This window comes from Jeotgalibacillus sp. R-1-5s-1, from assembly GCF_004405105.1.
In the GTDB taxonomy this organism is placed as follows: Bacteria; Bacillota; Bacilli; order Bacillales; family Jeotgalibacillaceae; genus Jeotgalibacillus.
On sequence record NZ_SORW01000022.1, the window covers coordinates 142,770 to 153,745 of the forward strand.

Annotated in this window: 13 protein-coding genes; 8 read left to right on the forward strand and 5 right to left on the reverse strand. The window is 42.9% G+C overall.

The window, feature by feature from the left end:
- Positions 1-4: 4 nt before the first annotated feature.
- The 4 genes from E2491_RS17465 (at position 5) to E2491_RS09695 (ending at position 2,805) form a co-directional block, all read left to right on the forward strand.
- A complete protein-coding gene (locus E2491_RS17465) occupies positions 5-154 on the forward strand; it encodes a hypothetical protein (RefSeq protein WP_166805841.1) in 150 nt (49 codons plus the stop codon).
- 107 nt (positions 155-261) lie between these two features.
- Positions 262-735, forward strand: coding sequence for a universal stress protein (locus tag E2491_RS09685; protein ID WP_134375380.1), 474 nt, complete (start codon positions 262-264; stop codon positions 733-735).
- Between the two features lie 75 nt (positions 736-810).
- Entirely contained in the window at positions 811-1,386 is a 576-nt protein-coding gene (locus E2491_RS09690; protein ID WP_134375382.1) for a TetR/AcrR family transcriptional regulator, read from the forward strand.
- 18 nt (positions 1,387-1,404) lie between these two features.
- Positions 1,405-2,805 carry a cryptochrome/photolyase family protein gene (locus E2491_RS09695; RefSeq protein WP_256369351.1) on the forward strand — a complete coding sequence of 467 codons (1,401 nt, stop codon included), beginning with the start codon at positions 1,405-1,407 and terminating at the stop codon, positions 2,803-2,805.
- 336 nt (positions 2,806-3,141) lie between these two features.
- On the opposite strand, the gene E2491_RS09700 is transcribed toward E2491_RS09695, so the two are convergent.
- The gene (locus E2491_RS09700) at positions 3,142-3,324 is read right to left on the reverse strand and encodes a twin-arginine translocase TatA/TatE family subunit (RefSeq protein WP_134375384.1); all 183 of its coding nucleotides are present in this window, start codon (positions 3,322-3,324) and stop codon (positions 3,142-3,144) included.
- Positions 3,325-3,442: 118 nt separating this feature from the next.
- Positions 3,443-4,693: a dicarboxylate/amino acid:cation symporter gene (locus E2491_RS09705; protein ID WP_134375386.1), complete on the reverse strand. Its 1,251-nt coding sequence runs from the start codon at positions 4,691-4,693 to the stop codon at positions 3,443-3,445.
- A 174-nt stretch (positions 4,694-4,867) separates the two neighbouring features.
- On the opposite strand from E2491_RS09705, the gene E2491_RS09710 reads away from it, so the two are divergent.
- On the forward strand, positions 4,868-5,302 hold the full coding sequence (locus tag E2491_RS09710) for a low molecular weight phosphatase family protein (protein ID WP_134375388.1): 435 nt from the start codon (positions 4,868-4,870) through the stop codon (positions 5,300-5,302).
- A gap of 43 nt (positions 5,303-5,345) precedes the next feature.
- Here E2491_RS09710 and kynB read toward each other — a convergent pair whose 3' ends face one another.
- The gene (gene kynB, locus E2491_RS09715) at positions 5,346-5,966 is read right to left on the reverse strand and encodes an arylformamidase (RefSeq protein WP_134375390.1); all 621 of its coding nucleotides are present in this window, start codon (positions 5,964-5,966) and stop codon (positions 5,346-5,348) included.
- 16 nt (positions 5,967-5,982) lie between these two features.
- Positions 5,983-7,260: a kynureninase gene (gene kynU / locus E2491_RS09720; protein WP_134375392.1), complete on the reverse strand. Its 1,278-nt coding sequence runs from the start codon at positions 7,258-7,260 to the stop codon at positions 5,983-5,985.
- Positions 7,261-7,398: 138 nt separating this feature from the next.
- On the opposite strand from kynU, the gene E2491_RS09725 reads away from it, so the two are divergent.
- The 3 genes from E2491_RS09725 to E2491_RS09735 all read left to right on the forward strand — a co-directional run bounded on the left by E2491_RS09725 (position 7,399) and on the right by E2491_RS09735 (position 10,316).
- Entirely contained in the window at positions 7,399-7,692 is a 294-nt protein-coding gene (locus tag E2491_RS09725) for a hypothetical protein (protein WP_134375394.1), read from the forward strand.
- A gap of 16 nt (positions 7,693-7,708) precedes the next feature.
- The gene (locus E2491_RS09730; RefSeq protein ID WP_134375396.1) at positions 7,709-8,611 is read left to right on the forward strand and encodes an aldo/keto reductase; all 903 of its coding nucleotides are present in this window, start codon (positions 7,709-7,711) and stop codon (positions 8,609-8,611) included.
- A 340-nt stretch (positions 8,612-8,951) separates the two neighbouring features.
- The gene (locus E2491_RS09735) at positions 8,952-10,316 is read left to right on the forward strand and encodes a hemolysin family protein (RefSeq protein ID WP_134375398.1); all 1,365 of its coding nucleotides are present in this window, start codon (positions 8,952-8,954) and stop codon (positions 10,314-10,316) included.
- 377 nt (positions 10,317-10,693) lie between these two features.
- Here the strand turns inward: E2491_RS09735 and E2491_RS17610 are convergent.
- On the reverse strand, positions 10,694-10,976 hold a 283-nt coding region (locus E2491_RS17610; RefSeq protein ID WP_208528061.1), incomplete at its 5' end, for a hypothetical protein.

Below are 10,976 nucleotides of genomic sequence, written 5' to 3' on the forward strand. Positions count from 1 at the left end.
GAACATGGCTGATGAAAGAAAAGTTGAAGTTCATAAAGAGAAAAAGTCGGACAGCGGTCTTGTAGGCGCAACGCTAATAAAGTACACAGCTTATGTGATCATCTTTATCGGTATTATATGGTTTTTAATCAATTATATTCTTCCTATGTTTTAAAGCCCTGTTCATACGGGGCTTTTTTTATTGTGTATTGGTGCCTGACCTGATTAATCAAAGCCCGCATTGGGTAAAGGTGAAAAAACGATCCTCAAGGGGTGAATATCATGTTCAAACAGATTCTTGTTGCCTTTGACTCAACAGCTGCAAGCCAGAAAGCACTTGATGCAGCTGTGGAACTGCACCGTCTGCATCCTGATTCTTCACTTATTATCACACACGTATCACTTGATAAGTCCCGCCGCGATTCAACGATGTACGAACATTCCATGAATACTCAGACTGATCATCAGCCTGCAATGGAAAAAGAACAATTTGATACACGCCAGGATGAAAATAATAAGCTGAATCAGGCACTGCTTTCTGCGAAAGAGGTTCTTGATTCGAGGAATATTCATGCCGAGTTTTATCCTCTGACCGGCTCACCTGCTGAAGCGATTGTTGATTACGCCATACATAAAGGCGCAGATTTAATCATCGTTGGCCGGACAGAAAAAAGTTCGTTTCAGAAGCGCTTTCTTGGAAGCGTCAGCGAAACTATCGTTGAAAAAGCCCGCTGTCCTGTTCTCGTTATGAGGTAAAACCGTTTCATTTTCCCCTCTGATCCAATCTTTCGCTATACTATAGTCAGGAATACAGTTAAAGGATGATGGGATATGGCGCGACAGCGAAAAATGGACATGGAGGAACTGATGGAAGCAACAGAAAACCTTCTACTCGAAAAGGGATATGAAGGGTTTCACTTTAAAGCTCTGTCTGAAAACCTCAATGTTGCCCGCAGCACCATTTATGAATATTACAAAAATAAAGATGAATTGATCACTGATTATATGAACATCCTGATGGAGCAGGTCATGAGAAGGATCCGCTCACTTGCTGATCAGCCATCTTCTTTTCTGATGCTTAAAGAACTCCTAATACTTTTTATGGAATACTCTCAGGTATATGACATGATCAAAATGCGCCCTTCACTTGACCAGAATGCTTCCCCTCATGTAAAAGAGCAGCTAAAGAAGCTTGATGCACAGTCCAGGGAGCTGTTTCAGATCCTGCTGGTCGAGATTGAAAAGGCGAAAAATGAAGGCTCTATTCGAAAGGATCTTCCTACATCCCTCATTGCCGGGGTGTTTTTCAACACTGTTTTGATTCAAAATACAGATCAGATTCCTCCCCGTGAGTGGGCGGATCTATTATTCAGCCTGATCGAAGATGGCATTAAACCTAAAGACTGATAATTGAGGTGTGATAACGTGACGTCACTTGTCTGGATTAGAAAAGACATGCGTATGCATGACCACCCTGCTCTTTTTCATGGTGCAGAAAATGGTGAAGTCTTACCCGTATTTATTCTTGATGAACGGGAAGAAGTTGGAGAGGCCCAGAAATGGTTTTATCACCATGCGCTGGAGTCGTTTAAAAAACGTCTGGAAAACGCGGGTGGGACCCTGCTTTTACAAAAAGGAAATCCCGAAAAAATAATTCCGGAACTTATTAAGGAGTATGACATCACAAAGATTTTCTGGAATCGTCAGTATGAACCAGACCTGATGAATGCAGACAGATCACTTGGCGAGAAGCTCCACGATCAGGGCATTGATGTTAATACGTATGAAGGCAGACTGCTTTTGTCCCCGTGGGAAGTTCGCAAAGCCAACGATGAGCCCTATAAAGTCTTTACTCCCTTTTACAAAGCGCTGCAAAAACATGATATTCCGGCTCCATTAAAGAGCGTAAAAAGCCTTTCTTCTCCCGAAATTAAAAAAGGAACCTCCCTTACACTTGATGAACTTAAACTACTTCCTGAAATCAACTGGACAAATGGATTTGAAAAGCGTTGGACCGTTTCAGAGGAAGCAGCGATCAGAAGATTTAAAGCGTTTGTCAAAAATAACCTGGGCGATTATAAAGAAGGCCGTGACTTTCCCGCTGAGGGTATCAGCTCAGCACTATCACCCTATTTCTCGCTTGGTCTTCTTTCCCCAAGAAGCACCTGGCATTACATCAAAAAGAAAGCTGAAGCAGCAGGCGAACCATTTTTAAGACAGCTTGTCTGGCGGGATTTTGCCTATATGCTGCTTGTTCATTTTCCAGATACCGTTTCAGACCCGATGAACGATCAGTTTTCTTCCTTTAAATGGCTGGATGATAAAGAGGGATTAAAGGCATGGCAAAAAGGCAGAACAGGCTTTCCAATTGTGGACGCCGGAATGAGAGAGCTTTGGGAAACCGGCTATATGCATAACCGTATCCGTATGGTCACAGCCTCTTTCCTGACAAAAGACCTTCTCATTCACTGGAAAGAAGGCGCAGACTGGTTTACCTACACCCTTCTGGATGCTGACCTTGCCAACAATACAATGGGCTGGCAGTGGGTAGCAGGATCAGGAGCAGATGCATCACCGTTCTTCAGGATCTTCAATCCAATTACCCAGTCGAAAAAATTCGATCCTGACGCAGATTACATCCGAAAATGGGTACCCGAACTCGCAAAGCTTCCCGATAAATACATCCATGAACCAGCTGCTGCTCCGGAAGACGTTTTATCAAAAGCCGGTATCAAACTCGGTGATAACTACCCAAAACCGATCGTCGACCACTCAGCAGCCAGAAAACGCGCACTTGAACATTATGAAAAAATCAAAAATAAGTAGTCAATTTAAACCGGGCCTTCGCGTCCGGTTTTTTGAAGCGGAAAGCACTAAACTGAGGAACTTTTAGTGGTGATTAGACCACTTTTTAGCTTTATTTGACCACTTTTTCTGGGTATTTGACCACTTTTCCGGAGTATTTGACCACTCTTTGAAAGTATTCGACCACTTTATTGACTTATTTAACAACCTTATACTAAACAACGCAACCTAGCACAGGTGACTCACCGCGCGGTCACCGAAAAGCGGAGGCGAATCGTCCAGCTCCGACAAGCATAAGGCGGAGATGAAAAGAGGGCTGCCCAGGCCCGGTTTTTGAAAAATAAAAACAATGACCCCTTATTTCCCGGGATCATTGTTTTTATTTTTCGGACTGTCATCCTTCATGACTTCATTCAGCCCTTTTTTAAACTCATATAACGTCTTCCCGGCTGTTTTCCCCAGCTCGGGTAACTTCGAAGGCCCAAACACAATAAGCGCCACAAATAAAATAATTAAGATTTCACCAAAGCCGAGGTTCATCTTACTCGTCCCCTTTACTACTTCATAATCTGATTATAACGCCAAACTTTAACAAAACACAAAACGTGCCCGCCTTTTTTCACTAAAGACGGACACGTTTTCACAAATATTTCTTATTTTACGCCTCTCCGCGCTGCTGCTTAATTTTCCGTTTCTTTTCAGACTCAGAAATATATAGTGCAACTGCAGCATCACCTGAGATATTAATGGCTGTACGACACATATCAAGCAGACGGTCGATACCGAGGATCAGTCCGATTCCGGCAACAGGCAGACCCACCTGATTCAGTACAAGGGCCAGAAGGATTAATCCGACACCAGGTACGCCTGCGGTTCCAATACTAGCCAAAACAGCTGTCAGAACGACGGTTACGAGCTGAATAAACGTTAATTCAATCCCGTAAACCTGTGCAATAAAGATCGTTGCCACACCCTGCATGATCGCCGTTCCATCCATATTGATCGTAGCCCCTAAAGGCTGTACGAAAGAGCTTGCAGGTTTGGAAACATTCAGATTTTTCTGGGCAGTTTCCATGGAAATCGGCAGCGTTGCGTTACTGCTTGATGTACTGAATCCTACCGTCATGGCAGGGGCAAATCCTTTAAAGAACCAGATCGGGTTCTTTTTCGCAAGAAATGCAATGATCGAACCGTACGTCACAATGGCATGGATCACGAGTGCAAGTAACACGACAACCACATACATTAAAATACTTTGCAGTGATTCAAATCCTGCTTCACCAAGTGCGGAAGCAATCAGACCAAAGGTACCGTATGGCGCAAACTTCATGACCAGACCAACAAGATACATGAAGATTTCATTACCCTGTTCAACCAGTTTATAAATTCCTTTTGTTTTTTCTCCTAAAACGGTTAAGGCAATACCAATGAAGATTGAAAAGGCGATAATCTGAAGCATGTTACCTTCTGCGAGAGCCTGAATTGGATTTGAAGGAATGATATCCAGCAATGTTTCTCCAACAGACGGGGTTTCTTCCGCTTCATAGCTGGCGGAATCTCTATCTTCCTGTGATAGCGGGGCATTACTACCAGGCTGGATGGCTGAAGCAAGCAACAGGCCGATCGTGATTGCTATGGCCGTTGTAGTCAGGAACGTTGCAATGGTTTTGACACCCATTCTCCCGAGCTTCTTTGTATCACCAAGACCGGCTACACCCAATACAAGCGAGAAGAATACAATCGGTACAACAAGCATATTAATTAATCCAAGGAAAATCTGTCCGAGTGGATTAAATAAATAAGTATCCAGCGTGCCGAATAAATCCGGCGCCCATACATTTAAAACTAATCCTGTTATCATACCGAGCACGAGCCCGATCAGGATTTTAGCAGTTAAATTTAACTTCATAACCATAACCTCCTGCATCACATAAATATACAACAATAAAAATCTATACCCTTATTACTCTACTTGCTAACACATTTAAGATCAAATGAATAGGCTATAAACAGGTCAAAATGCATATTCTGAATTATATTTGGGTATAGTGAATTAGAAAGACGAAAGAAAGGGGCTGTTCCTATGGATGATAGAGTGGTTTACTTTATTTCTTCGAACCATGAACGCAGCTCAATTGCAGAGGGATGGGCTTCGCGCCTATATATCCCTAACACTATTTTCAAAAGTGCCGGATGGGCGGATGCCAGAAAAAGCACCCTTACATTAGAAGCGATGAAGGAGATTAATATCGATATTACAGATATTCATCCTTCCATTATAGATTGGCACGATCTGCAGCAGGCTGATCTGATTGTCCTGATCCAGGATGAAGAAACAGACGAAAGGATTAACCTTGAACCATCTATTTCTCAAAAAGTTATTACCTGGAATGTTATAAATCCTGAAAAAAGAGCTGCTGACCCTGTTACAAGATGGGTTTTATTTCAGGAGATCTGTGACGATATTGCACTCAGGATCCGTGATCTTGAGCAGCACCTGTCAGCACATGCTGTTTAACCTGAATCCTCCAACAAGGATTCAGGTTTTTTCTGTTTATCATTTATTTTCTCAGGATGGCTCTTACCGGACTGCCATCAGCCCCTACAATGTTCAGCGGCAGTGCAATCAGCTCGTACACCCCTTCTTCCACATGGTCAAGCACGAGTCCTTCAAGGATATAAATATCTTTATCAAGCAGTTTGTGATGATTTTCCAGCTCTTTATTGTCAATAGGATCAACGGACGGCAGGTCTAAACCGATCAGACGGATGCCTTTGTCGGCCAGGAATGACGGAACATTATGATCCATGACAGGGATTTTCTCCGGAAATACAGAACGGTCCCGCCAACTTTCTGTTTTTAACAATATCGCATTGACCTTTTTGGATTCAAGTTTCGACTGTAAATCCTCAATAAAGATCGTTTCTTTACCTGTTACGTCAACAACTGCTGCAGACGTGATATAACGGTCGATTTCAAGCTCATGTACCTTCTTTCCGTCCTCTGTAAAATGAAATGGAGCGTCGATATGCGTGCCTGAGTGCGCACTCATCTCAAGTTTCCCAACGTTTACCGATCCGCTCTCTTCCATCCCCCAGGAAACCTCATAGCTGAAGCGGGTATCGCCTGGCCATGGAGCTGTCCTTTCAGATAACGACATTGAAATATCAATAATCTTCATATTAAATTATCCTCCGTCAGGCGATTACATTTCGCTTATTTTCATAGTTTTTATATGATTTTGAGTGCATGATTTTTTTCAGTCTCAATAATCCTTCCAGCACATCCTGGTAACTCGTATACATGGCTGCCGGTGCCAGACGGATGATATCCGGTGCGCGAAAATCCGGAATGACCCCCTCATCCTTCAGCGCTTTACATATGCTTGCAGCTTCAGTATGGCGAAGTGCCACATGACCTCCACGCTGATTTTGATCAAGCGGCGTCACAATCTCAAAAGCCTCTTCAGACAATTCCTTTTGTATAAATGAGATCATATAAGCGGTCTGATTTAAGGACTTTTCTCTTAACCGGTTCATCCCGGCTTCCTCAAATAACTCAAGACTTCCAATCAGCGGTGCCGTAGACAGGATATGCGGTGTGCCGATTTGATAAGCGCCTGCGCCATCCGCTTTTGTAAAGGTATGTTCCATATCAAACTGCTTTGTTTTGTCAGAACCGAACCACCCTTTTAATCCTGGCATTTTATCGTGGTGTTTTTCATGAACATATAACCCGCCTGTTCCTCCTGGCCCGTTATTCATATATTTGTAATTACACCATACAGCAAAATCAACGCCCCAATCATGCAGTTCATGGGGAACGGCCCCAATCGAATGAGCAAGGTCAAATCCGACAATGATTCCTTTTTGATGCGCCATCTCCGTGATTTCCTTTATCGGTAAGAGCTGCCCACTTCTGTATAAGACAGATGGAAGTAAAAGCAGCGCTACGTCATCAGTCAGCACTTTCTCAATATCTGATAATGACAGTACATAACCGTCTTCTGAGCCTGCCTTGATTAATTCCTGCTCAGGGTCCCTGCCTTTCAGCTCGATCTGACTCTGAAGCGTATATATGTCTGATGGAAAATTAAGATCATCAGCTGCAATTTTCGTACGATTTCCTTCAGGATGATAAAAGGTTGAAACGAGCTGGTGAAGATTAGTCGTAATGGAGCCCGTGACAATCACTTCATGAGGCTTGGCACCGATTAATGGAGCGGTCTTCTCACCAAGCGTTTCAGATAAAGTGAACCACGGATGTTTTCCTTCCATCCACCCTTCTATACCGAAGTTCTTCCAGCTGTCCAGCAGCTGCAAAACAGTATTTTCTGCTCTTTTTGACAACAGCCCCAGTGAATTTCCATCCAGATAAATCTGGTCCGGTTTTATGTAAAACTCCTTTTTAAATGACCCAAGCTGATCCTGCTGATCAAGTTGTTCCGCTTCTTTTACAGAAAATAAATAATTCATGTTATCCTCCTTTTTTGAGCCGTTTAATATATCACGAAAACGTTTTTATAGTATGGTATTATCATACCGTAAATAAAACATCAATGTAAGCTGAGCGCTGTCAGTCAATTAGGATGGGAAAGGGGTACTGCGGTTCGCATGAAGCTTAATTCGGTAATAAAAACGATTCGCCTGATGATGTTAATCATACTGATTCCGTTATTTGTGCTGCTTCCCGACTCAGTAAAAGCAGCTTTATATGTGTTGCCGCTACTAATTCTCTTATCTGTCAGTCACCTGTTACTTGGAGAAAAACCGAAACATGCAAAGCTCAGATTATATGTTTTGATTACCTGTATGTACCTGATCGGTGTACTGGCAGAACAGTCCTTGATCAGATTTATCGCAGCGATTGCCGTTATTTATGCATTACTCGCCGCGGAATATACATAACATAGGAGGAATAGATATGGAAAAAATCCAATTAGCAGAAGGTCTTCAATTATCAAGAGTTGTGCACGGGATGATGCGTCTCAACGAATGGGATTTATCAAAAGAAGAACGACTCACATTTTTTAAAGAAGTTATGGACCTTGGTATCACATCGTTTGATCATGCTGACATCTACGGCAGCTACACATGTGAAGAACTGTTCGGAGAAGCTATTGCGCTAGAACCTTCCCTTCGCAGCAACATGGAGCTGATTTCAAAATGCGGAATTGTCCTTGAATCAAAAAATCGTCCTGAACACGAAAGCCATCACTACAATACTTCTAAAGAACATATTGTAAAATCAGTAGAACGATCTTTAAAAAATCTCTCAACTGACTATCTTGATCTTCTCCTCATTCACAGACCGGATCCGTTGATGAATCCGGAAGAGGTTGCCCAAGCATTTGACGAGCTGCATCGGTCGGGGAAAGTGCGTCACTTTGGCGTATCAAATTTCAAACGCAGCCAGCTGAGTATGCTCGAATCCTATGTGTCACAGCCACTTGTCACGAATCAGATTGAGCTCAACCCCTTTAACCTGGAAAACTTTTCTGACGGTACAGTTGAGCTGATGCAGGAAAAGAGACTGCCTTCAATGGCCTGGTCTCCACTCGCTGGAGGCGACCTGTTAAAAGGCCAGTCTGAGAAAGCACTTCGTTTAAGAAAGGCACTTGAGGAAGTTGGAGATGAGCTTGGCACAGAAGAGATTGATCAGGTTCTGTATGCTTGGTTATACACTCACCCGTCAACCATTCTTCCGATTGTCGGTTCAGGCAAAATGTCTCGGATAAAGTCTGCTATTAAAGCGAAAGACTATAAAATGACACCTCACCAGTGGTTCCACATTTACCAGGCATCACTTGGACATGATGTGCCATAAAAAACGTTTCATTGAAAATAAGCACGAAAAAGCTAAATTTTCTAGAAAACAAAACATCCACTGTGGTAGAATATAGGCATTATATCGTGAATGGAGGTATGTCCGATGGGGTTGTGAAGCTGAATGTACTTTATGTAGGCAACCGTCATGGAATTACGTATTCAGACATCGCTTTTCAGGCGGTTCACTCAGCGGACATCACCTGTTCGCGAAAATAGAGCGGATTTCTCCTGAAAACAGATGTCGATCAGCGAACGCTGATTATCTAACTTAACAGGAGGTGGGAGAGGCTTCCTTTCCCGGCTATATAAGCAGTACCGGAAGGAATGGCCTCGCTTCATTGGAGATCGTCAATTTAATTTTGGTCGCTGTTCTAATAGCACTTACAGCATTTTTCGTAGCATCGGAATATGCCATTGTCAAAGTACGCACCACGCGTATTGATCAGCTGATTGTTGAAGGACAAAAAAATGCGCTTGCTGCGAAACGTGTAACATCAAATCTTGATGAGTATTTATCAGCCTGCCAGCTTGGTATTACCGTAACGGCACTCGGTCTTGGCTGGCTCGGCGATCCGATCTTGGCTCATTTGCTCGAACCTGTCTTAATGGATTTAGGATTATCATTATCACTGACAACACTGATCTCATTTTTAATTGCCTTTTCTTTCATTACATTTCTACATGTTGTGTTCGGAGAACTGGCACCTAAAATCCTGGCGATTCAAAAAGCAGAACAGCTCGCTTTGCTATTGTCGCCCCCATTAATCTGGTTTTATCGCATCATGTATCCATTCATCTGGTTCCTGAACAGCTCAGCCCGAATGTTCACAGGCCTCTTTGGTTTAAAGCCTGCATCAGAACACGAAATGGCCCACTCCGAAGAAGAGCTTCGCATGATTTTATCCGAGAGCTTTAAAAGTGGGGAAATCAACCAGTCTGAGTACAAATACGTTAACAAGATTTTTGAATTTGATGAGCGCGTGGCAAAAGAAATCATGGTGCCACGTACTGAAATTGTAAGTGTGAACAGCGGCCTTACCCTGCGTGAAGTCTTTGAAGTCATGAAAGAAGAACAATACACGCGTTACCCTGTCGTAGAAGATGGTGATAAAGATAATATCACCGGCATGATCAATATGAAAGAACTGATGACCGCATTTATTGAAGACCAGAAAAACGGCAATAAAACCGTTGCTGAATACACCCATCCGATTATTCAGGTAATCGACAGTATCCCGATCAATGAACTCCTTCATAAATTCCAGAAAGACAGAATGCACATGGGGATTCTGCTCGATGAATATGGCGGAACTTCAGGTCTAGTCACGATGGAAGACATTATCGAAGAAATTGTCGGTGAAATCCAGGATGAATTCGATGCCGATGAAATCCCGGATATTCAACAGATCAATGAGCACCACTACATTCTAGACTCAAAAGTACTTGTGCAAAATGTCAATGACCTTTTAGGCATCGACATTGATGAAGAAGACGTCGACACCATTGGCGGCTGGTTTATGACCCGAAACTTTGATGTCGAAATTGGTGACGAGATCTATGAACAGGGGTTTGTGTTCCGTGTCAATGATGTAGAAGGTTATCACATCCTTTATCTTGAAGTGTGGAAAATGTCTGAGGAAGAAACGGAAGATGCCGAACGCACCCGCGAACAAACCTCAATTCAGACAGGTGAAGTACTATAAAAACAAAAAGCTCTCATTTGAGGGCTTTTTGTTTTTAGAAACTTAATTCAAGAACCGGGCCGTCCTTATCCTACGCTTTCCGTTGTCTAGCTGCGGCGGGCAGGGACTAGCAAACTTCCCGTCCCCTCGTCCGATAAGTCAACATCAGCTCACTGCGTTCGCTGTGTTTCCTTTATCTCCGTCGGGGTCAGTCCAGTTTGTACGTCCCTAAACGCCCGCCTCCGCTTTTCTGTGGCCGCGCGGTGAGCCAACTTGCGCTTCGCGCTACGTTGTCTCACCTGTCGCTCCTCTGCCGCAGGAGTCTACGGGGGCTTCCGGTCCTTTCATAAAAAAGGTATATCAGCTTTTAAATTTTTTGTGATTTTGTATGTATAAATTCAATGATCCTTTCTAAATGCAAAATACATTAAACCAATACCAATCAGAAAAAATGGAATGATGAATATATTCTCTAAAAATGGCAGGAAATTTGGATTTGACGGATATGCTCCTGTATTAATTAGAGCTCCCCAGTAAACGGTTGCCCTTAAACGTTCAATAGTAAAAATCAATCCACTAAACATGATAAATAATGATATGCTCCCTTCAAAGTAGACAGAGAAATAAAAAAAACTCTCTACTACTCTGAAGGGGGCATTTTTATGTCTAAACGAGTTACTA

Coding starts and splice junctions, on each gene's coding strand:
- E2491_RS17465 (WP_166805841.1), top strand. CDS start 5: ATGGCTGATGAAAGAAAAGTTGAAGTTCATAAAGAGAAAAAGTCGGAC.
- E2491_RS09685 (WP_134375380.1), top strand. CDS start 262: ATGTTCAAACAGATTCTTGTTGCCTTTGACTCAACAGCTGCAAGCCAG.
- E2491_RS09690 (WP_134375382.1), top strand. CDS start 811: ATGGCGCGACAGCGAAAAATGGACATGGAGGAACTGATGGAAGCAACA.
- E2491_RS09700 (WP_134375384.1), bottom strand. CDS start 3,324: ATGAACCTCGGCTTTGGTGAAATCTTAATTATTTTATTTGTGGCGCTT.
- E2491_RS09705 (WP_134375386.1), bottom strand. CDS start 4,693: ATGAAGTTAAATTTAACTGCTAAAATCCTGATCGGGCTCGTGCTCGGT.
- E2491_RS09710 (WP_134375388.1), top strand. CDS start 4,868: ATGGATGATAGAGTGGTTTACTTTATTTCTTCGAACCATGAACGCAGC.
- kynB (WP_134375390.1), bottom strand. CDS start 5,966: ATGAAGATTATTGATATTTCAATGTCGTTATCTGAAAGGACAGCTCCA.
- kynU (WP_134375392.1), bottom strand. CDS start 7,260: ATGAATTATTTATTTTCTGTAAAAGAAGCGGAACAACTTGATCAGCAG.
- E2491_RS09725 (WP_134375394.1), top strand. CDS start 7,399: ATGAAGCTTAATTCGGTAATAAAAACGATTCGCCTGATGATGTTAATC.
- E2491_RS09730 (WP_134375396.1), top strand. CDS start 7,709: ATGGAAAAAATCCAATTAGCAGAAGGTCTTCAATTATCAAGAGTTGTG.